The 26,581-nt window shown below is 42.2% G+C and carries 20 protein-coding genes and 3 pseudogenes; 10 read left to right on the top strand and 13 right to left on the bottom strand.

Going from position 1 to position 26,581, the window contains the following annotated elements; genetic code table 11:
* Positions 1–88: 88 nt before the first annotated feature.
* The 6 genes from nusB to gatC all read right to left on the bottom strand — a co-directional run bounded on the left by nusB (position 89) and on the right by gatC (position 4,819).
* Positions 89–514: a transcription antitermination factor NusB gene (nusB, locus tag SK578_RS08520; protein WP_042751644.1), complete on the bottom strand. Its 426-nt coding sequence runs from the start codon at positions 512–514 to the stop codon at positions 89–91.
* A complete protein-coding gene (locus SK578_RS08515; protein WP_000510575.1) occupies positions 507–896 on the bottom strand; it encodes an Asp23/Gls24 family envelope stress response protein in 390 nt (129 codons plus the stop codon). Before SK578_RS08515 ends, nusB begins: the two co-directional genes overlap by 8 nt.
* Positions 897–917: 21 nt before the next feature.
* Positions 918–1,478 (bottom strand): elongation factor P, encoded by a 561-nt coding sequence (efp, locus tag SK578_RS08510; RefSeq protein WP_000568643.1) that lies wholly within the window; start codon positions 1,476–1,478, stop codon positions 918–920.
* A gap of 130 nt (positions 1,479–1,608) precedes the next feature.
* A complete protein-coding gene (gatB, locus tag SK578_RS08505; RefSeq protein ID WP_042751643.1) occupies positions 1,609–3,051 on the bottom strand; it encodes an Asp-tRNA(Asn)/Glu-tRNA(Gln) amidotransferase subunit GatB in 1,443 nt (480 codons plus the stop codon).
* A complete protein-coding gene (gatA, locus tag SK578_RS08500) occupies positions 3,051–4,517 on the bottom strand; it encodes an Asp-tRNA(Asn)/Glu-tRNA(Gln) amidotransferase subunit GatA (protein WP_042751642.1) in 1,467 nt (488 codons plus the stop codon). The genes gatB and gatA overlap by 1 nt, the downstream gene beginning before the upstream one ends.
* A complete protein-coding gene (gene gatC / locus SK578_RS08495; RefSeq protein WP_000705419.1) occupies positions 4,517–4,819 on the bottom strand; it encodes an Asp-tRNA(Asn)/Glu-tRNA(Gln) amidotransferase subunit GatC in 303 nt (100 codons plus the stop codon). The genes gatA and gatC overlap by 1 nt, the downstream gene beginning before the upstream one ends.
* Before the next feature lie 164 nt (positions 4,820–4,983).
* Between gatC and SK578_RS08490 the strand changes: the two genes are divergently transcribed.
* The 5 genes and pseudogenes from SK578_RS08490 to SK578_RS11395 form a co-directional block, all read left to right on the top strand.
* Positions 4,984–5,676 carry a YwaF family protein gene (locus tag SK578_RS08490; RefSeq protein WP_042751641.1) on the top strand — a complete coding sequence of 231 codons (693 nt, stop codon included), beginning with the start codon at positions 4,984–4,986 and terminating at the stop codon, positions 5,674–5,676.
* A gap of 144 nt (positions 5,677–5,820) precedes the next feature.
* A complete protein-coding gene (locus tag SK578_RS08485; protein WP_001025437.1) occupies positions 5,821–7,365 on the top strand; it encodes a peptide chain release factor 3 in 1,545 nt (514 codons plus the stop codon).
* Between the two features lie 1,008 nt (positions 7,366–8,373).
* The gene (locus SK578_RS11400) at positions 8,374–10,287 is read left to right on the top strand and encodes an accessory Sec-dependent serine-rich glycoprotein adhesin (RefSeq protein ID WP_042751640.1); all 1,914 of its coding nucleotides are present in this window, start codon (positions 8,374–8,376) and stop codon (positions 10,285–10,287) included.
* A 204-nt stretch (positions 10,288–10,491) separates the two neighbouring features.
* A pseudogene (locus tag SK578_RS11460) lies at positions 10,492–10,854 on the top strand (Rib/alpha-like domain-containing protein); the annotation flags it as partial.
* A 240-nt stretch (positions 10,855–11,094) separates the two neighbouring features.
* Positions 11,095–14,376 (top strand): annotated as a pseudogene (locus tag SK578_RS11395) (MiiA motif-containing surface protein); the annotation flags it as partial.
* A 269-nt stretch (positions 14,377–14,645) separates the two neighbouring features.
* Here SK578_RS11395 and SK578_RS11505 read toward each other — a convergent pair.
* The 7 genes from SK578_RS11505 to SK578_RS11495 form a co-directional block, all read right to left on the bottom strand.
* Complete coding sequence (locus SK578_RS11505) at positions 14,646–14,804, bottom strand: hypothetical protein (RefSeq protein WP_275451006.1); 159 nt, start codon at positions 14,802–14,804, stop codon at positions 14,646–14,648.
* Between the two features lie 297 nt (positions 14,805–15,101).
* On the bottom strand, positions 15,102–15,260 hold the full coding sequence (locus SK578_RS11385) for a hypothetical protein (RefSeq protein WP_275451004.1): 159 nt from the start codon (positions 15,258–15,260) through the stop codon (positions 15,102–15,104).
* Positions 15,261–15,293: 33 nt separating this feature from the next.
* Positions 15,294–15,452: a hypothetical protein gene (locus SK578_RS11380; protein WP_275451005.1), complete on the bottom strand. Its 159-nt coding sequence runs from the start codon at positions 15,450–15,452 to the stop codon at positions 15,294–15,296.
* A gap of 153 nt (positions 15,453–15,605) precedes the next feature.
* Complete coding sequence (locus SK578_RS11375; protein ID WP_275451004.1) at positions 15,606–15,764, bottom strand: hypothetical protein; 159 nt, start codon at positions 15,762–15,764, stop codon at positions 15,606–15,608.
* Between the two features lie 33 nt (positions 15,765–15,797).
* On the bottom strand, positions 15,798–15,956 hold the full coding sequence (locus SK578_RS11370) for a hypothetical protein (RefSeq protein WP_275451003.1): 159 nt from the start codon (positions 15,954–15,956) through the stop codon (positions 15,798–15,800).
* A 177-nt stretch (positions 15,957–16,133) separates the two neighbouring features.
* Positions 16,134–17,348, bottom strand: a complete 1,215-nt coding sequence (locus tag SK578_RS11500; RefSeq protein ID WP_275451002.1) for a hypothetical protein — start codon at positions 17,346–17,348, stop codon at positions 16,134–16,136.
* Positions 17,349–17,477: 129 nt separating this feature from the next.
* A complete protein-coding gene (locus tag SK578_RS11495) occupies positions 17,478–17,852 on the bottom strand; it encodes a hypothetical protein (RefSeq protein ID WP_275451001.1) in 375 nt (124 codons plus the stop codon).
* A gap of 169 nt (positions 17,853–18,021) precedes the next feature.
* Between SK578_RS11495 and SK578_RS11490 the strand changes: the two are divergent.
* The 5 genes and pseudogenes from SK578_RS11490 to SK578_RS08445 form a co-directional block, all read left to right on the top strand.
* A pseudogene (locus SK578_RS11490) lies at positions 18,022–19,851 on the top strand (LPXTG cell wall anchor domain-containing protein); the annotation flags it as partial.
* 148 nt (positions 19,852–19,999) lie between these two features.
* Complete coding sequence (locus SK578_RS08460) at positions 20,000–22,084, top strand: glycosyltransferase (protein WP_042751638.1); 2,085 nt, start codon at positions 20,000–20,002, stop codon at positions 22,082–22,084.
* The gene (locus tag SK578_RS08455; RefSeq protein WP_042751637.1) at positions 22,081–22,959 is read left to right on the top strand and encodes an acyltransferase; all 879 of its coding nucleotides are present in this window, start codon (positions 22,081–22,083) and stop codon (positions 22,957–22,959) included. Before SK578_RS08460 ends, SK578_RS08455 begins: the two co-directional genes overlap by 4 nt.
* Positions 22,960–23,060: 101 nt before the next feature.
* Positions 23,061–24,071 (top strand): sugar transferase, encoded by a 1,011-nt coding sequence (locus tag SK578_RS08450; protein WP_042751636.1) that lies wholly within the window; start codon positions 23,061–23,063, stop codon positions 24,069–24,071.
* Between the two features lie 9 nt (positions 24,072–24,080).
* Complete coding sequence (locus SK578_RS08445; protein WP_042751635.1) at positions 24,081–26,525, top strand: SP_1767 family glycosyltransferase; 2,445 nt, start codon at positions 24,081–24,083, stop codon at positions 26,523–26,525.
* Positions 26,526–26,581 lie beyond the last annotated feature (56 nt).

Here is a 26,581-nt window from a genome sequence, read left to right as displayed (position 1 = left end):
CTGGCAGTCAGTTCTAGTTTTTATGTGGTTCTTAGTCTGTACAGAGGGGAAAGTCAAAAGGTGCTTGGAAGACCAAACACCTTTTCGATTATCCATTTTCTTCAGTTACAAATTGACTAAGCAGTCCATTGATAAAACGGGCTGATTTTTGATCTGAAAAATTCTTGGCAAGTTCAATGGCTTCATTGACGGCTACTAGCTGAGGTGTATCAAATGAAGTGATTTCAAAGATACCCAAGCGTAGTAAGTTTTTTTCCACCAAGGTCAAGCGTTCAACTGTCCAGCTTGACTTGAGGTGCTGGTTGATTTGTTTATCCAACTCGTCTTTTTGAGATTGAACGCCAGAAACCAAGTTCAGAAGAAAGGTAGGGATTTGCACATCTTCATCTTCACGGTCATGTGTGTAGGCAAAGCGGCAAGCTGTTTCCATATCTGTGTCGAATTCAAGGCTCATAAGAGCTTGAAAAGCGCATTTACGAAGTTCTCGTCTAGATTCTAATAATGGACTAGTCATTGAGGAAGTCCTCGTTAAATAGATCTTTCAATTCAGGTTTTGGTGTTTTATCTGGAACGATCCCTGCAACATGGATGTTGACAGCAGCAAGTTCCACATCAGCCATATCACGGACAGCATCTTTTACTGCTTTTTGAATAGCAAGAGCCACTTTTGGTACTTTTACACCGTACTCAAGGTAGAGATAGATGTCAGCAGTTAGTTCTTCGTTGCTTTCTTTTAAGTAGACGCCACGACCAAGAGAGAGTTTTGATAGGGTATCAGATACGGATTTATTTGAAAATGAGTGGACACCATCAACTTTTGCAGTTGCGATGGCAATGATTTTTTCAAGTACACGTGGAGCGATAACGATTTCGCCAAATTGTTCTTCAATTCCCATAGAATGACCTCTTTCTAGAGATTAGGCACGAGAAACGTAAGTTCCTTCTGCAGTGTTGATGATCAATTTTTGTCCAGCTTCGATGAAGTCAGGAACGTTGACAACAAGTCCAGTTTCCATAGTCGCTGGTTTACCAGAACCTGTAACAGTAGCACCTTTGATAGATGGTTGTGTTTCAGCGACTGTCAATTCAACAGTAGTTGGTACAGTTACACCGATTACTTCAGTTCCGTAGAATTGGATTTTCACATCAGAGTTTTCAAGGATGTAAAGCAATTCATTTTCAACGTTTACGACTGGGATTTCGTATTGGTCGTAAGTTTCAGTGTTCATGAAGTAGGCAGTTTCATCCATTTTGTACAAGTATTGAGCTGGCACAGTTTCGATAATAGCTTGTTCGAATTTTTCTTCTGGACGGTAGCTTGTATCAAATGTAGAACCAGTACGGACATCACGCAATTTCATACGCATGATTGTGTTTCCTTTACCTGGTTTGTGGTGGCTAGCTTCCAAAACGCGGATCAATTTTCCGTCTGCAGTTTCAAATGTCATACCAGCTTTCAATTTGCTTGCTTCAATCATGTTTTTACCTCTTTAATAAATATTATTACTCTTCATTTTACCATAAAATCTTCTGGAAATAAAGCCAAAATAGTTATTGGGAGATGGTAGGGGAGAAAAAACCAACCTCAGGGCTGGTTTCTTTTACATACTACTCTTCTTTCAACTTCGCCAATTCCTGTGCAAGAAGTTTAAGGGCGACTTGTGGGTTGGCTTGGCCTTTGGTTGCTTTCATGAGGAAGCCTGTGAAGGCCTTGTCTGCGTTGCGTTTTCCTGACTTGAAGTCGGCAACAGCAGCTTCATTATCTGCAAAGACTTGGTGGATGATTGGGATCAAGATTTCTGGATCTGAGATTTGAACCATACCTGCTTTTTCCACGTATTCACGCGCGCCACCGCCATTTTTAGCTAGGTGGACAAAGACTTTCTTGGCAATCTTAGACGAGATAGTGCCGTCTTCGATGATGGCAATCATTTCAACCAAGTTTTTTGGTGTCAATTCGATTTGTTCCAGTGTCTTGCCTTCGGCGTTCAAGAACTGAGCAACTTCACCTTGGAGCCAGTTAGAGACTTGTTTGGCATCACCACCGAGGGCGACAGCTTTCTCAAAGAAGTCAGAAGTGACTTTATTGGCAGTCAACTGGCTAGCATCGTAGTCTGACAAGCCAAGGTCAGCCACGTAGCGCGCACGGCGTTCTTTTGGAAATTCTGGCAACTCTGTCCGCATTTCCTCAATCCACTCGTCTGAGATTTCAAAGAGGGGTAGGTCTGGTTCTGGGAAGTAGCGGTAGTCAGCAGCGCCTTCCTTGACACGCATGAGGATGGTTGCTTTGTTGGCTTCATCGTAACGGCGTGTTTCTTGGCGGATTTGACCACCTGAGCGTAGGATTTCAGCTTGACGTTGGACTTCGTATTCAAGACCCTTGCGGACGTTAGAGAAGGAGTTGAGGTTCTTCAACTCAGTCTTAGTACCGAATTTCTTTTGACCATAAGGACGAAGGGAGATATTGGCATCTACACGCATAGAACCTTCTTCCATCTTAACGTCAGAAATACCAGTATACTGGATGACTTCCTTGAGGGCAGTCAGATAAGCATAGGCTTCTTCTGGAGAGCGCATGTCGGCTTCAGATACAATCTCAATCAATGGCACCCCTTGACGGTTGAGGTCAACATAAGAGTAACCATCTGTACCATGGGTGTTTTTACCAGCGTCTTCTTCCAAGTGAGCACGTTCAATACCGATTTTCTTAGTCGTACCATCTTCTAGCTCCACTTCAATCCATCCGTTATATCCGATTGGCTCATCAAACTGAGAAATTTGGTAGGCTTTTGGATTATCAGGATAGAAGTAGTTCTTGCGGTCAAAGTGCATCTTTTTGTGGATGTCCATGTTGAGGGCAAGAGCAGCCTTGATACCGGCATCGACAACACCTTTATTGAGAACTGGCAGAACTCCTGGGAAAGACCAGTCAATCACATTTGTATTGGCATTTTGGTCATTTCCAAAGTGGGCAGAAGTAGGTGAGAAGATTTTTGAATTGGTGTTGAGCTCTACGTGGACTTCAAGTCCAATGACTGTTTCAAAGTTCATTAGTTATCACCTCCAAAAATCACGGGTTGTTGTTTGTGGTAGTCTGTTGTTGCTTCAAAAGCAGCAGCAGCTTGGTAAATGGTTTCCTCAGAGTACTTAGGACCAATCAATTGCAGACCGACAGGTAGACCTTGAGAGAAACCAGCAGGAATCGAAATTCCTGGTAGACCAGCTAAGTTGACTGGGATGGTCAAGAGGTCAGCCAAGTACATGGCAACTGGATCATGGTTGAGTGAATCCAAGTCATAGGCAACGCTTGGAGCAGTTGGACCCAAAATCAGGTCATAATCCGCAAAGACGTTTTCGAAATCTTGGATGATGAGGGTACGAACTTGACCAGCTTTCTTGTAGTAAGCATCATAGTAACCTGATGAAAGGCTGAATGTTCCAAGCATGATACGGCGTTTTACTTCTTCACCGAAACCTTGGCTACGGCTGTTTACATAGATTTCGTCAAGGTTGGTCGCATCCTCTGCGCGGTAGCCGTAACGAATACCGTCAAAGCGTTGCAAGTTTGATGAAGCTTCTGATGAAGCGATAATGTAGTAAACGGCAACACCGTATTTAGAGTGAGGGAGGCTGACTTCTTCGACAATAGCACCAAGTTTTTCAAAGTGTTTAGCGGCATTCAGGATAGTTTCCTTAACCTCTGGGTCAATTCCTTCACCAAGGTATTCCTTAGGCAAAGCAATTTTCATGCCCTTGATGTCTTGACCAATTTTTGAAGTAAAGTCGGCAATGCGGACAGGAGCAGAAGTAGAGTCTTTGGCATCTTCGCTTGCAATAGCATTGAGCAAGAAGGCATTTTCCTTAACAGTCGGAGCGAAAGGTCCAATCTGGTCTAATGAACTACCAAAGGCAATGAGACCGAAACGTGAAACTGTTCCGTAGGTTGGTTTGAGACCAACGATTCCGTTGAAGGCAGCAGGTTGGCGGATAGATCCACCAGTATCAGAACCAAGTGACAAGCGGACTTGTCCTGAGGCTACAGCTGCAGCAGAACCACTTGATGATCCACCAGGGACCTTGCTGTGGTCCCAAGCATTTTTAGTGGCACCGTAGTAAGAAGTCTCACCTGATCCACCCATGGCAAACTCGTCCATGTTGGTTTTCCCTACGACAATCATGCCTTTCGCTTTTGCATTGGCAACGGCTGTCGCATCAAAGATAGGCTCATAGTTGTAGAGCATTTTTGAGGCTGCAGTTGTGAGAATACCATCAGTAGAGATATTGTCTTTAACTGCAAGTGGAATTCCTGAAAGGACATTATCAGCGTCAATTCCAGCTTCATCAATAGCCTTAGCTTGAGCAAGAGCTTGCTCTTCAGCGATGGTAACAAAAGCGTTGATAGCGGTCTCGCGAGACTTGATATCTTCAAGCGTAGCTTGTGTTAATTCAGTTGCTGAAATTTCCTTAGAGACAAGGAGATTGTGCAAGTCTTCAATGGTTTTATTGTTGAAAGTCATTAGGCATCTCCTCCATCGTCTAGGATAGCTGGTACCTTGATATAGTAGTTGTCTTTTTCAGGTACGTTTTTAAACAAGCGATCACGGTCTGTTCCTTCTTCGGCCACATCAGGGCGGAGTACGGTCTTGCGGTCAGCCATAGTTGTAGTAGGTGCGACACCAGTTGTGTCGACTTCGCCCAGCAATTCAACCATGTCAACAATCTTAGACAAGGTCGTAGCAAAGGCAGCAGTTTCTTCTTCAGAGAATCTTAATTTTGAAAGATTGGCAACGTGTGTTACCTCTTCTTGCGTAATTTTCATCTTGCATCCTTTCGTGAAATGATGATTTTTAGTCTGTTCTATTTTACCATATTTTCCTATAAATAAGGGAGCCAAACTGAAAAGAAATAGAAATTGAAAAATCGTTTTTAATTCGCTATAATAGTTAAACTAGAAAAAGAAAAAATAAGAGTTAGGATAGAAACATGTTCCATCAATTTATCACCAGAACTCAGACAGTCCCTCCTCCCATTTCACTTTTTTGGTATGGGGTCATGATGCTTGTCTTAATGCTTTGTATTTATGGGGCACTTACTTATCACAAAAATCCGAAATTTGTATACTTGTTTAAGGGGATTCAGATCCTCCAGTTGCTAGCACTCTATAGTTGGTATGTTGGTTTTGGGATTCCCTTTTCTAATAGTCTCCCATTTTATCATTGCCGTTTAGCTATGTTTGCTGTGGTTTTCTTGCCTGATAAATGGAAAAGCAAGCAGTATTTTGCCCTCTTAGGAGCAAGTGGAGCTGTATTTGCACTGGTTTACCCAGTTTTTGACCCCTATGACTTCCCCCATATTACCAGTTTTTCATTTTTGATTGGGCACTATGCCCTTCTAGTGAATTCCTTGGTTTACTTGATGAATCACTATGACAAGAGCCTACTCAAGAAATATATGATTGTAGTCTATACCTTTATCCTCAATCTCTTTCTAGTTGGGGTTAATCAGGTGACTGGTGGGAATTATGGCTTGTTAAATAAGACACCTTTTATTCCTGATGCCCCCCTATGGCTAAAGTACCTACTTGTGTCCGTCATCCTTTCACTGGCTCTGGTTCTTTTTGATATCTTGTTCAAAAAACGGTGGAAAAAGAGAAACCAGGTGAAATCAGTGCTCTAGCTAACTTTTTTCATCGGATGAGCAATTGAAAAACTACTCAAAATCCGATATAATGGAGTGTTGAAAGGAATGGTAAAATCCAATGTAAAAATCATTCTTAGCTATTGAAACAAGAAAAATAGAGAATCTAAAGAAAGAGAACTTATGAATATTCAAGAAGAAATTAAGAAACGTCGTACCTTTGCCATCATCTCTCACCCGGACGCGGGGAAAACAACAATTACTGAGCAGTTGCTCTACTTTGGGGGCGAGATTCGTGAGGCTGGTACGGTAAAAGGGAAGAAAACAGGGACTTTTGCCAAGTCTGACTGGATGGATATCGAGAAGCAACGTGGGATTTCGGTTACTTCATCTGTTATGCAATTTGACTACGATGGCAAGCGTGTGAATATCCTCGACACACCAGGGCACGAGGACTTCTCAGAAGATACCTATCGTACCTTGATGGCGGTGGATGCTGCGGTCATGGTGGTGGATTCTGCCAAGGGTATCGAGGCTCAAACCAAGAAATTGTTTGAGGTTGTGAAACACCGTGGTATTCCAGTCTTTACCTTTATGAACAAGCTAGACCGTGACGGTCGTGAGCCGCTGGACCTCTTGCAAGAATTAGAAGAAGTCTTGGGCATTGCTAGCTATCCGATGAACTGGCCAATTGGGATGGGGAAAGCCTTTGAAGGTTTATATGACCTTTATAACCAACGCCTGGAGCTCTACAAAGGGGATGAGCGTTTTGCCAGTTTAGAAGATGGGGACAAGCTTTTTGGTAGCAATCCTTTCTACGAGCAAGTCAAGGATGATATTGAGCTTTTAAATGAAGCTGGGAATGAGTTTTCAGAAGAAGCTATTCTGGCTGGAGAATTGACGCCTGTCTTCTTCGGTTCAGCTCTTACTAATTTTGGTGTGCAGACCTTCCTTGAAACCTTCCTCAAGTTTGCTCCAGAACCACATGGTCATAAGAAAACAGACGGCGAAATTGTAGATCCTTATGACAAGGATTTCTCGGGATTTGTCTTTAAGATCCAAGCCAACATGGACCCTCGTCACCGTGACCGTATCGCCTTTGTCCGTATCGTATCAGGTGAATTTGAGCGAGGCATGAGTGTCAACCTACCTCGTACTGGTAAGGGGGCTAAATTGTCTAATGTTACCCAGTTTATGGCGGAAAGTCGTGAGAATGTAACCAATGCCGTGGCGGGTGATATCATCGGGGTTTATGATACAGGTACTTATCAGGTTGGGGATACATTGACTGTTGGCAAAAACAAGTTTGAATTTGAACCACTGCCAACTTTTACTCCTGAAATTTTCATGAAAGTTTCCGCTAAGAATGTCATGAAGCAAAAATCCTTCCACAAGGGAATTGAGCAACTGGTGCAAGAGGGAGCTATTCAGCTTTATAAGAACTACCAAACAGGCGAGTACATGCTAGGTGCTGTTGGTCAACTCCAGTTTGAAGTCTTTAAACACCGCATGGAAGGTGAGTACAATGCGGAAGTGGTCATGAGCCCAATGGGTAAAAAGACCGTTCGTTGGATCAAGCCTGAGGACTTGGATGAACGGATGTCATCAAGCCGAAATATCTTGGCCAAAGACCGTTTTGACCAACCAGTCTTCCTCTTTGAAAATGACTTTGCCCTCCGCTGGTTTGCGGATAAGTATCCAGATGTAGAGTTGGAAGAAAAGATGTAAATCGTTACAAATGACTAGCAACATAAAGTTGCTGTCATTTGACGGTAACCGCTATGGCGGCTTACCTAAACGCTTCACTAGGAAAAATCCACGAAGAATATTATTGATTCGTGGATTTTTCCGTCGTAACTGGTAGGAAGTAGTCTAGCTAACTGCCTTACTAACTACGTTTGGCAAATAAAATCGATTTGCCAAACTCCGTGTCGTAGTTCAGTAAATATACTTGATTGTGTAACAATCTAAGTAACTAACGCCAAGTTTCTAAGGAACTTAGCTAGGCGCTCCACTAGTAAAGTTTTACGAATAGTATCGATTCGTAAAACTTTACGTCGTAACGATTAGATAGTGTATGACCTAACTACCTCGCTAACTGAGTTTTACAAATGGAATCTATTTGTAAAATTCAGTGTCGTAATCTAATAATAGGTAACCGCTATGGCGGTCTACCTAAACGCTTCACTAGTAAAAATCCACGAATGGTATCAATTCGTGGGCTTTTCTGTCGTGACGGGGAGATAATGGCCTAGCTAACTAGAAAAAACATCAATAGAATGCCCATGATTATAACCTAATTGTGGGCATTTTTGATAGGAGTTACAGAGGATAATCGAGTTGATTCGAAGCAATTTTTTATGATAATCTATTGTCACAAGACCTACCTAGATAGTATTTTTGCATTACATTATGAGTTTATCAATGAAACATGAATAGTCAATTTTTTATATTGTGTTTATATAATATATTGAAAATCCGAACGTTATATACTTTTTACAACTAAAATAAATTTAGTTATATATATTTTAAAAAGTTATTTGAGGCTTTTTATACCAAGCTATTAGATGCTGTTAGAGAACTTATAAATAGTTGGACATTTCAAAATATTTGAATGGTGATATTATATAAAAATATATCAAATTTCTTGACAAGCGTTTGCATTTAAAGTATAATTTGAGGGTATGATTAAATGGGCCAGAGTGCACTCTTTGGTATAGAATGAAAGGATAAAACATGTTTTTTAGACGTCAGAAAGGTGAATATAGAGAAACCGACCGTGTGACGAGATACAAGTTAATCAAATCAGGAAAACATTGGTTGCGAGCTTCAACCTCTCTTTTTGGTTTATTCAAGGTCTTACGGGGTGGTGTAGATACGACTCAAGTCATGACTGAAGTGGTAGAGGATAAAGTGAATCCTTCTATTACAGGTCTGGATATTATCAAGGGACTTGCCGCCACAGGAGCAGTTTTAGGTGGTAGTCTTGCTACTCAAACAAAAGTATTTGCAAATGAAACAGTAGCCGTGGAAAAAACACTGGAAAATCCAGACCTTTTAGTTACAAATGATACAGCAGTTTTGGGGACAACATCTCTAAGTAACTCGGAAAATTCTGCTAGCTTGTCTACTTCTATGAGTGAAAGCGCTTCGATTTCAGAATCAGCTTCTACTAGCAGTTCAGCTAGTACTTCAGCCAGCACTTCAGCAAGTGCTTCCGCTAGTACGTCAGTTAGTGCCTCAGCTAGCACATCATCTTCAGCTAGCGCTAGCGCTTCAGATTCCGCTAGTACGTCAACTAGTTTGAGTCAATCTGCTAGCCAAACAAGTAGCGTGTCAACATCAGTAGGAGCTTCCTCAGAAAAAACTGTATCTGAAGTTCAAGATGATAAGAAAGTATCGACTCAAAATGAATCAAAGGTTGCCAAAATTGATTCATCAATTTTGAAGCCTGCTGCTATTGAGTCAAATGTTGTTAAAACAAATTCAGATACAACAAGTTTAGTTGGTGCAACAGCTGCAACCTTGTCATCTGTAGAAACTTCTGTAAAGAAAAATGAAGAAAATCGTAAGAAGTTAACCAAGTTATCAGCCGAAATGGGTGAATACTTAGCGAAGGCTGCTGGTTTACCAAACACTGATTCTGCAATTACTAAGGTAAATGCAGCAGTGACAGCTATTGAAAAAGCTTTGGCAAATCCAACGAGTGACTGGACAGCGGTGGTGCAAAAAGCGACTCTAGCTCGTAATTCTATTGTCAATGCTGTTTTGAGAGCCAACTCAGGTGCGCGTGATGCCCGTAATGGTCAAGCCATGTTGCGTGATGCTTCCCTTCGTGCAAGTTGGGCTCCTTCTCAAAATGATAGCCGTATGACAGTAAGTAGTCCAGTTGCTACTTTTGATAAGGCTACTGGTATCGCGACGTACACCATGAATGTTCAGGCTAATAGTGCTTTGAGCAATGTGGGTGTTAAAATAAATGTCGGCCGAGGTGGTCATGTCCAAAGTGCAACATTTAATGACAATCAGATGACTCCAACCTTTACTCAGGGTTCTGAAATTGTTTATAATTACAGACATGGACAAAATAGAAACTTAAACGGTACGATTGTAGTCAAAGTTAAATACGATAACAATGTTCCGACTGCGACTGCAGATATGCAGGTTCAGGTTAGCTCGGCACCTATCGGACAAAATACTCAAGGGAATGCTTCTAGAGTTCAAACGGCAAGTGTTCCAACAGGGTATAATGAATCAAAACCGACGCCAAAACCTTCTGTAAGTAAATCAGGTCCAAATATTGAAATAAAAAAAGGTACTCATTTCGATGTCTATAATGATGATAGTATTGATCTCGAAGTTTCTATACTAAAAAATGGAACTAGAATTCATTCATATGGATCAAGAGGTGGAGACCCTATTCCTGGCGTTACTTATGATGGTCCTCTGATGGGACAAGCGATAAATAGACTGAATCCAAACTATAATCCTAATGATCCAAGAAATAAAAATCCATTTCTCAATCAGCCTCGGGAATATGAAAATATTGGCAGTCATATACATGGAACTGTAGGTAACGGTGATGCATCTGCTACAGTAGGAAAAACCTATACCTATCTTATTGGAGCAGTTGATTGGGGTAATAAATAATCTGAAGCAACTGTTACCTACACCATCAAAGGATTCAACGAGCGTCATGATGTTCAGAGTGGAGATGTTGTTCAAGTTAAGGATTTGGAGCATTTAACGCCGCAAGAAATTGGAGAAGTTTATAATAACTTCATTAATAATTCAACCAATAAACGTGATTTACTATCTAATCAAGATCTCGCTAAGACAGGAGTCCAGCCAAATGTGACTTCAGATGCAAATGGTACCGTTTTAACCTTCCCAGGTACTAGAGCGAAAATTGAAGTCTCAACAAATGGTACGATAACCGTTACCTATCGTGATGGTACCACAAGTACTATCAATGCTGCCTTGGAAAAATACGATCCAATTGCTAAAGTACCGAAAGTCTATACCTATATTGGAGAACAGGCGAGCGACTTGGGAGATGCGAGTAACTTTATCCAACGTGCTAACGGTAAAGCATTCCCAAATGGAACAAGAATTACTTGGAAACCAGGGTCAGAAATTAATACTGCTGAGACAGGGTCTAAACAAGCAGTTGCCCACATCGAATATCCTAATGGCGGAAGCGAAGATGTTACTGTAGATTATGAAGTTCTAGCGACAATTAAGCCTAAAGGTCCAGTAAATGATATTCAAGGAACACAACCTCATAAGGGAACAGTTTGGCATAATTATGTTGATAAAGAAGGAACTGCTGGATATCCAAGTGGTGCAAGCCAAGCTTGGAGTAAAAATGGTCAAGTAGTTTCTGGCTCACCTATCAATACAAATGAGGCAGGAAGCAATACCTACCAAGTGACCTTTACCTATCCGGTAGGTCGTATGGGGGAAAATGACACTAATAAACTAAGTAAAACTGTTGATGTTGTCCATGATGTCTATAAGTTTGAATCAAATCGTTCTTATGTCTTTACTCAAAATAAGACAGATGATCCAGCTTATAAACAAGCTGTAGCAAATCCGCAAAACGCGGTTACAAAAGTATCGGGAAGCCCAACTTTTAACGCGACAAACACTAATTACAACTGGGTAGGTGGTGCTCCGTCACTCACTGAGGTAGGAACCTTTACTAAGGAAGTAGAAGTAGAATTACCTGCAGATTCAACAGGTGTCAGAGTTAAACAAAAAGTCCCTGTTACTGTGAAAGTAAATCCACAAGCGCCTGAAATTGCATCTGATTCAGTTACTGAAAAAGGTGGTTTGCCAAATCGTTCGATTGTGGTAAATAACGTAACTCCAGGAGCTACAGTGACCTTGACTATTGCTGGTCAGACAATTCAAAAGCAAGCAACAGGAACAAGTGTGACATTTGGACCGTCTGATTTGAAACGGGTTACTGATGCCAATAATGGACTCTTACCTACAGGAAATGTAACGGTTAAACAAGAGAAGGTTGTTCGGGATCCAAACGGTAACAATGTAACTCTTCAATCTGCCACATCTTCTAAGACGATTACTAACGAAAATGTAGCTCCAAATCCTGAATTTGAAATCTATGTTAAGAATGGTGGTAAGTGGGAAAAACTTTCTCCGAAAAATAATGTCCGTCCTGGTACGAGTGGGTACGAAATTTTTGCCGGAGATGAAGTTAAAGTTGTCTTGAAAGGTTCAGATAATAGTGGCAAACTTAGAGACTTGAAACTTTATGATGGTGTTTCTGATAAAGATAGAATATTCCAAAAAGGATATTCTTCGAATGATGATGCGCCAGGGTTCAAGAATACACCAACGAATGCTCCTGCTACTTTGGAGTATACGGCGACTTATAATCCTAATCAGGAATATGCTGATAAAAATACATGGAATCTCGGGACCAAAGCTGTAGACTTGTCTAATAACGAAGCACGTACTCCGACAGTAGTTGTTGCTCAAGGTAAATTGAATGAAAGATTCCCTGGTAAGAAGCCGTCAGTAGTCTTTCAAGTTGAACATCCAAACGCTCTGAACCAGCGTGAGAAAGATAAGATCTTGGCTGCTGTGAAAACAGCAAATCCAGAGACTGCAAACCGTATTAGAAGTTATTCTATTGCAGAAAATGGAACGGTGACCATCACTTATAAAGATGGAACGGTAAATACGGTAACACCGGATATATCAGATTCAGATTACCGTGCATCAGTGTCAGCAAGCACAAGCGCGTCAGTATCAGCGTCAACCAGTGCCAGCCAAAGTGCTTCAACGAGTGCATCTAAGTCCGCATCGACCAGTGCAAGTCAGTCAGCGTCGACAAGTGCGAGCCAAAGTGCTTCAACAAGTGCATCTAAGTCAGCGTCGACAAGTGCAAGCCAATCAGCAAGCACGTCAGCTAGCCAGTCAGCATCAACAAGCGCCAGTCAATCAGCAAGTACATCAGCTAGCCAATCCGCATCAACAAGCGCAAGTCAATCAGCAAGCACGTCAGCTAGCCAGTCAGCGTCAACAAGCGCATCAGAGTCAGCAAGCACATCGGCTTCTGAATCAGCAAGCACATCGGCTTCTGAATCAGCGTCAACAAGCGCCTCAGAGTCAGCAAGTACATCAGCATCTGAATCAGCGTCAACAAGCGCATCAGAATCAGCAAGCACATCGGCCTCTGAATCAGCGTCAACAAGCGCATCAGAGTCAGCATCAACAAGTGCATCAGAATCAGCAAGTACATCGGCCTCTGAGTCAGCATCAACAAGTGCGAGCCAATCAGCGTCAACAAGCGCATCAGAGTCAGCATCAACAAGTGCATCAGAATCAGCAAGCACATCGGCCTCTGAATCAGCGTCAACAAGTGCATCAGAATCAGCATCGACAAGCGCCTCAGAGTCAGCAAGTACAAGCGCATCAGAGTCAGCGTCAACAAGTGCCTCTGAGTCAGCGTCAACAAGTGCATCAGAATCAGCAAGCACATCAGCTTCTGAGTCCGCATCAACAAGTGCATCAGAGTCAGCAAGCACATCGGCTTCTGAATCAGCATCAACAAGTGCATCAGAATCAGCAAGCACATCGGCTTCTGAGTCCGCATCAACAAGTGCAAGTCAATCAGCAAGCACATCAGCATCTGAGTCAGCGTCAACAAGTGCCTCTGAATCAGCGTCAACAAGCGCCTCTGAATCAGCATCAACAAGTGCGTCAGAATCAGCAAGCACATCAGCTTCTGAATCAGCATCAACAAGTGCTTCAGAGTCAGCAAGCACATCGGCTTCTGAATCAGCGTCAACAAGTGCGTCAGAATCAGCAAGCACAAGCGCCTCTGAGTCAGCATCAACAAGTGCGTCAGAGTCAGCAAGTACATCAGCATCTGAATCAGCATCAACAAGTGCAAGCCAATCAGCATCAACAAGTGCAAGCCAATCAGCATCGACAAGTGCCTCTGAGTCAGCATCAACAAGTGCAAGCCAATCAGCAAGCACATCAGCTTCTGAATCAGCATCAACAAGTGCAAGTCAATCAGCAAGCACATCAGCGTCTGAGTCAGCATCAACAAGTGCAAGCCAATCAGCAAGCACAAGTGCCTCTGAGTCAGCATCAACAAGTGCGTCAGAATCAGCAAGCACATCGGCATCTGAATCAGCATCAACAAGTGCAAGCCAATCAGCAAGCACATCAGCGTCTGAATCAGCATCAACAAGTGCGAGCCAATCAGCATCGACAAGTGCCTCTGAGTCAGCGTCAACAAGTGCGTCAGAATCAGCATCGACAAGTGCCTCTGAGTCAGCGTCAACAAGTGCGTCAGAATCAGCAAGCACATCGGCCTCTGAGTCAGCATCAACCAGTGCGAGTCAATCAGCAAGCACATCAGCTTCTGAATCAGCATCAACAAGTGCAAGCCAATCAGCAAGCACAAGTGCCTCTGAGTCAGCATCAACAAGTGCAAGCCAATCAGCAAGCACATCAGCGTCTGAATCAGCATCAACAAGTGCAAGTCAATCAGCAAGCACATCAGCGTCTGAGTCAGCATCAACAAGTGCAAGCCAATCAGCAAGCACAAGTGCCTCTGAGTCAGCATCAACAAGTGCGTCAGAATCAGCAAGCACATCGGCATCTGAATCAGCATCAACAAGTGCAAGCCAATCAGCAAGCACATCGGCATCTGAATCAGCGTCAACAAGTGCGAGCCAATCAGCAAGCACAAGTGCCTCTGAGTCAGCGTCAACAAGTGCGTCAGAATCAGCAAGCACATCGGCATCTGAGTCAGCATCAACAAGTGCGAGCCAATCAGCAAGCACAAGCGCCTCTGAGTCAGCATCAACAAGTGCGTCAGAGTCAGCAAGCACATCAGCCTCTGAATCAGCATCAACAAGTGCCAGCCAATCAGCATCGACAAGTGCCTCTGAGTCAGCATCAACAAGTGCAAGCCAATCAGCAAGCACATCAGCTTCTGAATCAGCATCAACAAGTGCAAGTCAATCAGCAAGCACATCAGCTTCTGAGTCAGCATCAACAAGTGCATCAGAATCAGCAAGTACATCGGCCTCTGAGTCAGCATCAACAAGTGCGAGCCAATCAGCGTCAACAAGCGCATCAGAGTCAGCATCAACAAGTGCATCAGAATCAGCAAGCACATCGGCCTCTGAGTCAGCATCAACCAGTGCGAGTCAATCAGCAAGCACATCAGCTTCTGAATCAGCATCAACAAGTGCAAGCCAATCAGCAAGCACAAGTGCCTCTGAGTCAGCATCAACAAGTGCAAGCCAATCAGCAAGCACATCAGCGTCTGAATCAGCATCAACAAGTGCAAGTCAATCAGCAAGCACATCAGCTTCTGAGTCAGCATCAACCAGTGCGAGTCAATCAGCATCAACAAGTGCAAGCCAATCAGCAAGCACATCAGCTTCTGAATCAGCATCAACAAGTGCGAGTCAATCAGCAAGCACATCAGCTTCTGAGTCAGCATCAACAAGTGCGAGCCAATCAGCATCGACAAGTGCCTCTGAGTCAGCGTCAACAAGTGCGTCAGAATCAGCATCGACAAGTGCCTCTGAGTCAGCGTCAACAAGTGCGTCAGAATCAGCAAGCACATCGGCCTCTGAGTCAGCATCAACAAGTGCAAGTCAATCAGCAAGCACAAGTGCCTCTGAGTCAGCGTCAACAAGTGCGTCAGAATCAGCAAGCACATCGGCATCTGAGTCAGCATCAACCAGTGCGAGCCAATCAGCAAGCACATCAGCGTCTGAGTCAGCATCAACAAGTGCAAGCCAATCAGCAAGCACATCTGCCTCTGAATCAGCATCAACAAGTGCAAGCCAATCAGCATCGACAAGTGCCTCTGAGTCAGCATCAACAAGTGCGAGTCAATCAGCATCAACAAGTGCTAGCCAATCAGCAAGCACATCAGCTTCTGAATCAGCATCAACCAGTGCGAGTCAATCAGCAAGCACATCAGCTTCTGAGTCAGCATCAACAAGTGCGAGCCAATCAGCATCGACAAGTGCCTCTGAGTCAGCGTCAACAAGTGCGTCAGAATCAGCATCGACAAGTGCCTCTGAGTCAGCGTCAACAAGTGCGTCAGAATCAGCAAGCACATCGGCCTCTGAGTCAGCATCAACAAGTGCGAGTCAATCAGCAAGCACATCAGCTTCTGAATCAGCATCAACAAGTGCAAGCCAATCAGCAAGCACAAGTGCCTCTGAGTCAGCATCAACAAGTGCGAGCCAATCAGCAAGCACATCAGCTTCTGAGTCAGCATCAACAAGTGCAAGCCAATCAGCAAGCACAAGTGCCTCTGAGTCAGCATCAACAAGTGCGAGTCAATCAGCAAGCACATCAGCTTCTGAGTCAGCATCAACAAGTGCGAGCCAATCAGCATCGACAAGTGCCTCTGAGTCAGCGTCAACAAGTGCGTCAGAATCAGCAAGCACATCTGCCTCTGAGTCAGCATCAACAAGTGCGAGTCAATCAGCAAGCACATCAGCTTCTGAGTCAGCATCAACAAGTGCTAGCCAATCAGCATCGACAAGTGCCTCTGAATCAGCGTCAACAAGCGCCTCTGAGTCAGCAAGCACATCGGCTTCTGAATCAGCGTCAACAAGCGCCTCTGAGTCAGCAAGCACATCGGCTTCTGAATCAGCGTCAACAAGTGCATCAGAGTCAGCAAGCACATCGGCTTCTGAGTCAGCGTCAACAAGTGCTTCAGAATCAGCAAGCACATCGGCTTCAGAATCAGCAAGCACAAGTGCATCAGAGTCAGCATCAACAAGCGCCTCTGAGTCAGCAAGTACATCAGCTTCTGAATCAGCGTCAACAAGCGCTTCTGAGTCAGCAAGCACAAGCGCTTCTGAATCGGCATCAACAAGTGCCTCTGAGTCAGCAAGCACAAGCGCATCAGAGTCAGCGTCAACAAGTGCCTCTGAGTCAGCAAGTACATCGGCTTCTGAATCAGCCTCAACAAGTGCATCAGAATCAGCAAGTACATCAGCTTCTGAATCAGCCTCAACAAGTGCCTCTGAGTCAGCAAGTACATCGGCTTCTGAATCAGCCTCAACAAGTGCATCAGAATCAGCAAGCACATCAGCTTCTGAGTCAGCATCAACAAGTGCGTCAGAGTCAGCAAGTACATCAGCATCTGAGTCAGCGTCAACAAGCGCCTCAGAGTCAGCAAGCACATCGGCTTCTGAATCAGCGTCAACAAGCGCCTCAGAGTCAGCAAGTACATCAGCTTCTGAATCAGCATCAACAAGTGCGTCAGAATCAGCAAGCACATCGGCTTCTGAATCAGCCTCAACAAGTGCCTCAGAATCAGCAAGTACATCAGCTTCTGAGTCAGCATCAACAAGTGCCTCAGAATCAGCAAGTACATCGGCATCTGAGTCAGCCTCAACAAGTGCGAGCCAATCAGCGTCAACAAGTGCATCAGAGTCAGCAAGCACATCGGCTTCTGAGTCAGCGTCAACAAGTGCTTCAGAATCAGCAAGCACATCGGCTTCTGAGTCAGCATCAACAAGTGCTTCAGAATCAGCAAGCACAAGTGCATCAGAGTCAGCATCAACAAGCGCCTCTGAGTCAGCAAGTACATCAGCTTCTGAATCAGCGTCAACAAGCGCTTCTGAGTCAGCAAGCACATCAGCTTCTGAGTCAGCATCAACAAGCGCCTCAGAATCAGCAAGCACATCGGCTTCTGAATCAGCGTCAACAAGCGCTTCTGAGTCAGCCTCAACAAGTGCGTCAGAGTCAGCAAGTACATCAGCTTCTGAATCAGCGTCAACAAGTGCGTCAGAATCAGCCTCAACAAGTGCAAGTCAATCAGCAAGCACATCGGCTTCTGAGTCAGCATCAACAAGTGCTTCAGAATCAGCAAGCACAAGTGCATCAGAGTCAGCATCAACAAGCGCTTCAGAATCAGCAAGCACATCGGCTTCTGAGTCAGCATCAACAAGTGCTTCAGAATCAGCAAGCACAAGTGCATCAGAGTCAGCATCAACAAGCGCCTCTGAGTCAGCAAGTACATCAGCTTCTGAATCAGCGTCAACAAGCGCTTCTGAGTCAGCAAGCACATCAGCTTCTGAGTCAGCATCAACAAGCGCCTCAGAATCAGCAAGCACATCGGCTTCTGAATCAGCGTCAACAAGCGCATCAGAGTCAGCAAGTACATCAGCTTCTGAATCAGCAAGCACATCGGCCTCTGAATCAGCGTCAACAAGCGCTTCTGAGTCAGCCTCAACAAGTGCGTCAGAGTCAGCAAGTACATCAGCTTCTGAATCAGCGTCAACAAGTGCAAGTCAATCAGCAAGCACATCGGCATCAGAATCAGCAAGTACATCAGCTTCTGAATCAGCCTCAACAAGTGCAAGCCAATCAGCGTCAACAAGCGCATCAGAATCAGCAAGCACATCAGCCTCTGAATCAGCGTCAACAAGCGCATCAGAATCAGCCTCAACAAGTGCATCAGAATCAGCAAGCACATCGGCTTCTGAGTCAGCATCAACAAGTGCATCAGAGTCAGCATCAACAAGCGCCTCTGAGTCAGCAAGCACATCGGCTTCAGAATCAGCGTCAACAAGTGCATCAGAATCAGCAAGCACATCAGCCTCTGAATCAGCGTCAACAAGTGCGTCAGAGTCAGCAAGCACATCAGCTTCTGAATCAGCGTCAACAAGCGCATCAGAATCAGCGTCAACAAGTGCAAGTCAATCAGCAAGCACAAGCGCCTCTGAGTCAGCGTCAACAAGTGCTTCAGCTTCAGCAAGCACATCAGCTTCTGAATCGGCATCAACAAGTGCCTCTGAGTCAGCATCAACGTCTGCATCAGAATCAGCAAGCACATCAGCTTCTGAATCGGCATCAACAAGTGCCTCTGAGTCAGCGTCAACAAGTGCGTCAGAATCAGCAAGCACAAGCGCATCTGAGTCAGCAAGCACATCGGCTTCTGAATCAGCATCAACAAGTGCGTCAGAATCAGCAAGCACATCAGCTTCTGAATCGGCATCAACAAGTGCCTCTGAGTCAGCATCAACGTCTGCATCAGAATCAGCAAGCACATCGGCTTCTGAATCAGCATCAACAAGTGCCTCAGCATCAGCATCAACGTCTGCGTCAGAGTCAGCAAGCACATCAGCTTCTGAATCGGCATCAACAAGTGCCTCTGAGTCAGCATCAACGTCTGCATCAGAATCAGCAAGCACATCGGCTTCTGAATCAGCGTCAACAAGTGCTTCAGCTTCAGCAAGCACATCAGCCTCTGAGTCAGCATCAACAAGTGCCTCTGAGTCAGCATCAACGTCTGCCTCAGCATCAGCAAGCACATCAGCTTCTGAATCGGCATCAACAAGTGCATCTGAGTCAGCATCGACAAGTGCTTCAGCTTCAGTATCAGCAAGCACATCGGCATCTGAATCAGCATCGACAAGTGCTTCAGCATCAGCCTCAGCAAGCACATCGGCATCAGAATCAGCGTCAACAAGTGCATCAGCTTCAGCATCGGCAAGCACATCAGCTTCTGAGTCAGCATCGACAAGTGCATCAGCCTCAGCCTCAGCAAGCACATCAGCTTCTGAGTCAGCATCGACAAGTGCTTCAGCATCAGCCTCAGCAAGCACATCGGCTTCTGAATCAGCATCAACAAGTGCCTCAGCATCAGCATCAACAAGTGCATCTGAGTCAGCATCAACGTCTGCCTCAGCATCAGCAAGCACATCAGCTTCTGAATCGGCATCAACAAGTGCATCTGAGTCAGCATCGACAAGTGCATCAGCCTCAGCCTCAGCAAGCACATCGGCATCAGAATCAGCGTCAACAAGTGCATCAGCTTCAGCATCGGCAAGCACATCGGCATCTGAATCAGCATCGACAAGTGCATCAGCCTCAGCCTCAGCAAGCACAAGCGCTTCTGAATCAGCATCAACAAGTGCGTCAGAATCAGCAAGCACATCAGCTTCTGAATCAGCGTCAACAAGTGCTTCAGCTTCAGCAAGCACATCAGCGTCAACAAGCGCGTCAGCCTCAGCAGATACATTATCTTCTGAAACACCATCAGAATCAGCAGGTAAGTCAAGACAGCAATTGCCAAATACTGGTACAGAAGCTTCTAAATCATCTGTACTCCTTGGAGCTTTGGCAGCTGTGGGAGGTCTAGGCCTAGTTGCGAAACGTCGTAAGCGTGATGAAGAAGAGTAAGATAACCTATAAATTTAGGGTAAACTAACTCGTGCACGTAAATAATAGAAACCCCTTGAAAAAGTAGAATTTTCAAGGGGTTTTTACTATTATATAGCTGAAATTTTGACTAAAAAATTGTATAATAAATATAAGGAGAAAAACGCTAGTGGATGATAAAATAACGGTCATTGTACCGGTATACAATGTGGAAAGCTATCTGAGAAAATGCCTAGATAGTATTATTGCTCAAACATATAAAAATATTGAGATTATTGTCGTTAATGATGGTTCTACTGATACATCAGGCGAGATTTGTCAAGAATTTGGAGAAATCGATCACCGAATTATCTATATAGAACAAGAAAATGCTGGCTTGTCTGCTGCACGAAACACCGGTCTGGAAAATATGTCCGGAGATTATGTGACTTTTGTAGACTCAGATGATTGGATTGAACAGGATTACCTAGAAACTCTATACAAAAAAATAGTGGAATATCAGGCTGATATAGCAGTTGGGAATTACTATTCTTTCAACGAAAGCGAAGGAATGTTCTACTTTCATATATTGGGAGACTCCTATTATGAGAAAGTGTATGACAATGTTTCCATCTTTGAGAACTTGTATGAATCTCAAGAAATGAAGAGTTTTGCTTTGATATCTGCTTGGGGTAAACTTTATAAGGCAGGATTGTTCGAGCAGTTACGCTTCGACATAGGTAAATTAGGAGAGGACGGTTACCTCAATCAAAAGATTTATTTGTTGGCAGAAAAAATTGTTTATATCCATAAAGGAATCTATTCTTATCGCATCAGAAATAATAGTTTATCTAGGACTTGGACAGAAAAGTGGATGCATGCCTTGGTTGATGCCATGTCTGAACGTATTACTTTATTAGCCAGTCTAGGATATCCTTTAGAAAAACATTTAGCTATTTATCGTCAGATGTTAGAAGGGAGTCTTTCTAACGGGAAGGTCAGTGGCTTAGAAGAAACGCCTACCTATAAAGAGTTTGAGACAAAAAAATATCTACTAGACAAACTTGAAAAAACTAAGAATACACAAAAGAAAGCCATTGTTCTAGCGGCGAATTATGCCTATGTAGACCAAGTATTGACCACGATTAAATCTATCTGTTATCACAATCGTTCGCTTCGTTTTTATCTGATTAATAGCGATTTTCCTAATGAATGGATCAAGCAATTAAATAAGCGCTTAGAGAAGTTTGATTCAGAAATTATTAATTGTCGGGTAACGTCTGAGCAAATTTCACGTTATAAAACAGATATTAGTTACACTGTTTTTTTACGCTATTTTGTAGCCGATTTCGTGAAAGAAGATAAGGCACTTTACTTGGACTGTGATTTACTTGTAACGAAAAATCTGGATGACTTATTTGATACTGACTTACAAGATTATCCTTTGGCTGCTGTTAGAGATTTCGGGGGAAGAGCCTATTTCGGTCAAGAAATCTTTAACGCAGGTGTTCTCTTAATCAATAATGACCTGTGGAAACAAGAGAATATGACTCAAAGGTTGATTGATTTGACCAATGAATGGCATGATAAGGTGGATCAGGCAGATCAGAGTATCTTGAATATGCTTTTTGAACATAAATGGCTGGAATTAGACTTTGATTATAATCATATTGTCATTCATAAGCAGTTCACTGATTATCAATTACCTGCAGGTCAGGATTATCCTGGTATTATTCATTATCTTTCTCATAGGAAACCGTGGAAGGACTTAGCAGCTCAAACCTATCGTGATGTTTGGTGGTACTACCATGGCCTTGAATGGACAGAATTGGGACAAAATCATCATTTACATCCATTACAAAAATCTCACCTTTATCCTATAAAGGAACCGTTCACTTGTCTCATTTATACAGCTTCAGACCATATTGAACAAATTGAAACATTGATTCAATCCTTACCAGCCATTCAGTTTAAGATAGCAGCTAGAGTAATGGTCAGTGATAAATTAGCACAGTTGACAGTTCATCCAAACGTGACCATTTTTAACGGGATTCACTATTTGGTAGATGTCGATCATGAGTTGGTAGAAACGAGCCAAGTACTTTTAGATATTAATCATGGTGAAAAAACAGAGGAAATTCTCAATCAATTTGCAAGATTTGGGAAACCTATTTTATCCTTTGAAAATACCAAATCCTACGAAGTTGGTCAGGAAGTATATGCTGTTGACCAAGTTCAATCAATGATTGAAAAATTAAGAGAAATAAGCAAATGAAGGAAAAACATCTATTAGGAGATGCTCTGATTTTGACGGTTAGTGATCAGATTGAACAGTTGGATTATCTTCTTGAAAACTTGCCAAACATCTGTTTTCATATTGCAGCCCCTGTCCAGTTTTCCGAGAAAATCCGTAGCTTAGAAACTAAACACAATGTCCGTCTCCTAACGGCTACAAATGAAGCACAGCTAAACTTTCTAATCAATACGTGTGACTTTCTACTAGATATCAATCACTTTCAAGAAGTGGATGCTATTGTATCAAGGTTTGTACAGGCTGAAAAACCTGTCTTTTCATTTGATAATACAGCCCATGGAAATCAAGGACAGGAAGTTTTTCTGTCAAGTACACCAGATAAATTGGTTTCTAGAGTGAGAGAGTATCTGAATGAAGTCAGAGTCCGCACCAATCATCAAGAAAAAATCATTCAAGATGGGACTTGGAATGTCTTTCAAATCGATGATAAGGCAAACTTGCTTGTAGGAGCCAATGTCATCTGCAGAAATTTTGAAAATTTTCATGTTTCTTCTGGTAAGTTAATACTGCATGATGGTGTTTTTATCAATAACTCTTGTAGTTTTAACTGTATGGAAAGAATTGAAATCGGGGCAGGTACCATGATGGGGGAAGGTGTCCGTTTTTATGATCACGACCATATTTATACCGTTGAAAAAATTGAAAAGTGGCAGTGGACTACAGCGCCGATTAGAGTTGGTAGAGATTGCTGGATAGGAAGCAATGTCACGATTTTAAAAGGAGTGACTATTGGGGATAATACCATTATCGGAGCAGGTTGTCTCATTCGAAATGATATTCCATCAAACAGTATGGTTTATAATGATGGACATGTAAAAATAGAAAGTCGAAGATAAATTTTAAATTTGGCAGTTACTGGGAGTAGAATCCAAATTGTGTCACGAACTTAAAATGAAAGAACGACTTACTGGAATTAATGATTATAGAAACAAGAAGTATGAAATTACATTTAACAAATTTATATGGCATGGCTGGTGATAGTACGGTTATCTTAGCGCAAAATGCTGTTCAAAAAATAGCCAGCCAATTGGGGTTCAGAGAGGTTGGCATCTATTTTTACAATATTGCTTCAGATAGCCCTTCTGAAATGAATAAACGTCTGGATGGCATTATGGCCAGTATTTCAATTGGAGATATCCTAGTCTTTCAGTCTCCAACTTGGAATGGCTTTGAGTTTGATCGAGTCTTGTTTGATAAGCTGAAGGATATGCAGGTGAAAATTGTTTGCTTTATCCATGATGTTGTTCCCCTCATGTTTGATAGTAACTATTATCTCATGAAAGAGTATATGTACATGTATAATCTATCGGACGTTTTGATTGTTCCATCCGAACAGATGAAAGAACGCCTGATAGAAGAAGGGTTGACGACAAAGAAGATTCTCATTCAAGGGATGTGGGATCATCCTCATGATTTATCCTTATACACTCCGACTTTTAAAAAAGAACTTTTTTTTGCTGGAAGTTTGGAGCGTTTCCCAGACTTACAAAATTGGTCTCAAGATACGCTTTTGAGAGTATTTTCAAATAAAGGAGAAGCTAGTTCCAATGCTAGAAATCTTAGTATTGAAGGATGGAAAAAAGATGAGGAACTGTTACTAGAATTATCAAAAGGTGGATTTGGTCTTGTCTGGGGAACTCATCAAAACGATGGAGAAAGTAACCAATACTATACTTTAAATATATCTCATAAGGTTAGTACCTATCTAACAGCTGGTATCCCATTGATTGTGCCAAGTAGCTTGTCAACTGCTAAATTTATAGTAGATCAAGGCTTGGGCTTTGTGGTAAATAGTCTGGAAGAAGCTCATGAGATAGTTGATAAAATGAATGTAGTAGAATATCAAGAAATGACGAATCGTATCAAGACATTTAGCTATCTTCTAAAAGAAGGGTATTTCACTAAAAAGCTATTGGTAGATGCAATCTATCACTTGGGAATTGATTAAGGAAATGAAATGAATAAAACAATTGTATTAGCAGGTGATCGTAATTACACCACACAGTTGGAAACAACCATAAAATCTATTCTATACCATAACCGAGATGTTAAGATTTATATTTTAAATCAAGATATCATGCCAGATTGGTTTCGCAAACCACGAAAAATAGCTCGCATGTTAGGTAGTGAGATTATCGATGTTAAACTACCTGAACAGGCTATTTTTCAGGATTGGACCAAGCAAGCTCATATTAGTAGCATTGCCTATGCTAGATATTTTATTCCAGACTATATACAAGAAGATACTGTTTTGTATTTGGATTGTGATTTACTTATTAATGAAAAATTAGATAGTCTATTTGAGCAGGATCTAAAAGAACATTATATCGCAGCGATTAGAGATGTAAATGGTCAAGGTTTCAATACTGGCGTCCTACTAATCAACAATAAAAAATGGCGCCAAGAGGATTTAAAAGAACGACTAATTGAACAGTCTATCCTAACAACGAAAGAAGTTGAAGAAGGACGTTTTGATCATTTTAATGGCGATCAAACGATATTTAATCAGGTCTTACAAGATGATTGGTTAGAGCTAGATAGAGCTTATAATTTACAAGTGGGACATGATATTGTGGCTTTGTATAATAATTGGCAGGAACATCTAGCTTTTAATGGCAAACCAGTGGTGATTCATTTTACGACCTACAGAAAGCCATGGACCACCTTGATAGCCAATCGTTACCGTGATTTATGGTGGGAATTTCATGATTTGGAGTGGAGTCAGATTTTACAACACCATTTAGGAGAGTTTGAACTAATATCGCCTCTAGATAAGGAATTTTCTTGTTTAACTTTGACAAATTCCCAAGATTTAGAAGGAATAGAAGAGTTAGTTACAGCTCTACCGGATGTGGTATTTCATATCGCTGCTTGGACGGATATGGGAGACAAGCTAAAAAGATTGGCGGTATATGCTAATGTGAGATTGCATCCCCAAATTGTTCCACCTGTGTTAGATAAGTTAAAGAAAAGTATAGATTTATATCTGGACATTAACTATGGTCAAGTAGCGGGTACTATTTTAGAGGATATGAAGCTCTTAGAAAAGCCAATTCTATCATTTGATGCGACTAAACATGGCAATACTGGTCATCTAGTATTCAAAAAGGATGAAGTTTCAGTGATGGTTAGAGCAATTAAAGATTACCAGAGAGATGGAAAATTTCTAAGTTGTTATGCAGGTAGTGATTTCCATTGCTTAACTTTGACAAATTCTCAAGAATTGCAAAAAATAGATTATCTAGTAGAGAATTTTCCTATGGTAACCTTCCATATAGCGGCTTGGACGGTAATGGGACCACTCTTACATGAACTAGCGAAAAAATATAAAAATGTTAAGCTTTATCCTGAAGTGAAAAGCGATCAATTTGAACAACTTAAATCTCAAATGGATGTTTATTTGGATATTAACCTCCACAATTCCACTAGTGAGGTTGTCAAAGAGATATCATTATTGAATAAACCAATGCTTGCATTTTATACTTCGCAAAATGGGAATCATGGCCAGCATTTGTATTCAAGTGAGCATCCAGAAAGGCTTCTTCAAGCACTCCATACATTGATAAAAGGTGAGACTTTGGGAGAACCAGAGAAGCCAATTAAAGTTATCGGAATTGATCAGACTCTGGATTATGTTATCAAAAATAAGTCTTCATTAGTTCGTTTTGGAGACGGAGAAGTCAATTTGATGTGGGGCTGGCCTATACCTTATCAAAATCATGATATAGAATTGGCTAACCAATTAAAACATATTGTGGGACTAGAGAGTGATGAGAAATTAGTGGTTTGTTTACCTGATGCTTTTGAAGATCGTTTTGTCTTTACTTGGTGGGCTACACCATTCTGGAAAGACCATATGAATGTTTATATGGATTTTTATAAAGAGTTGTGTAAAGGTTCATGGTACGGCTCTACCTTTATCTCACGTCCCTACATTGATTATGAGGATAAGAGTAAAGCAAAAGGTCAATTTGAAAAGCTAAAGAGTATTTGGGAGAATAGAGATATTCTGATTGTGGAGGGGCTTACATCTCGCTCTGGGGTTGGAAATGATTTATTCGATAAGGCCAAATCCGTGAAGCGAATTATTTGTCCATCTCATAACGCCTATTCTATTGTCGATAAGATTCAAGAGGAAATTATTAAACATGCGAAAGGACGACTCATCTTATGTATGTTGGGGCCAACAGCAAAGGTTCTGAGTTATAATCTATGTCAGATGGGATATCAAGTTTTGGATGTGGGGCATATTGACTCAGAGTATGAGTGGATGAAGATGGGTGCTAAAACCAAGGTTAAATTTTCTCATAAACATACTGCTGAACATAATTTCGACCAAGATATTGAATTTATTGAGGATGAAACCTATAACAATCAGATTGTTGCAAGGATATTAGAATAACGAATAAGTATGATAAGTGAGTTCACAATTTTGATGGAACATTTTTAAATAAATAG

This window comes from Streptococcus mitis, from assembly GCF_000722755.1.
Taxonomy (GTDB): Bacteria; Bacillota; Bacilli; order Lactobacillales; family Streptococcaceae; genus Streptococcus; species Streptococcus mitis_CM.
This window is presented reverse-complemented; position numbering and strand designations above follow the sequence as displayed.

Coding starts and splice junctions, on each gene's coding strand:
- SK578_RS08455 (WP_042751637.1), top strand. CDS start 22,081: ATGAAGGAAAAACATCTATTAGGAGATGCTCTGATTTTGACGGTTAGT.
- gatA (WP_042751642.1), bottom strand. CDS start 4,517: ATGACTTTCAACAATAAAACCATTGAAGACTTGCACAATCTCCTTGTC.
- SK578_RS08515 (WP_000510575.1), bottom strand. CDS start 896: ATGGGAATTGAAGAACAATTTGGCGAAATCGTTATCGCTCCACGTGTA.
- nusB (WP_042751644.1), bottom strand. CDS start 514: ATGACTAGTCCATTATTAGAATCTAGACGAGAACTTCGTAAATGCGCT.
- SK578_RS08450 (WP_042751636.1), top strand. CDS start 23,061: ATGAAATTACATTTAACAAATTTATATGGCATGGCTGGTGATAGTACG.
- gatC (WP_000705419.1), bottom strand. CDS start 4,819: ATGAAAATTACGCAAGAAGAGGTAACACACGTTGCCAATCTTTCAAAA.
- efp (WP_000568643.1), bottom strand. CDS start 1,478: ATGATTGAAGCAAGCAAATTGAAAGCTGGTATGACATTTGAAACTGCA.
- SK578_RS08490 (WP_042751641.1), top strand. CDS start 4,984: ATGTTCCATCAATTTATCACCAGAACTCAGACAGTCCCTCCTCCCATT.
- SK578_RS11400 (WP_042751640.1), top strand. CDS start 8,374: ATGTTTTTTAGACGTCAGAAAGGTGAATATAGAGAAACCGACCGTGTG.
- SK578_RS08445 (WP_042751635.1), top strand. CDS start 24,081: ATGAATAAAACAATTGTATTAGCAGGTGATCGTAATTACACCACACAG.
- SK578_RS08485 (WP_001025437.1), top strand. CDS start 5,821: ATGAATATTCAAGAAGAAATTAAGAAACGTCGTACCTTTGCCATCATC.
- gatB (WP_042751643.1), bottom strand. CDS start 3,051: ATGAACTTTGAAACAGTCATTGGACTTGAAGTCCACGTAGAGCTCAAC.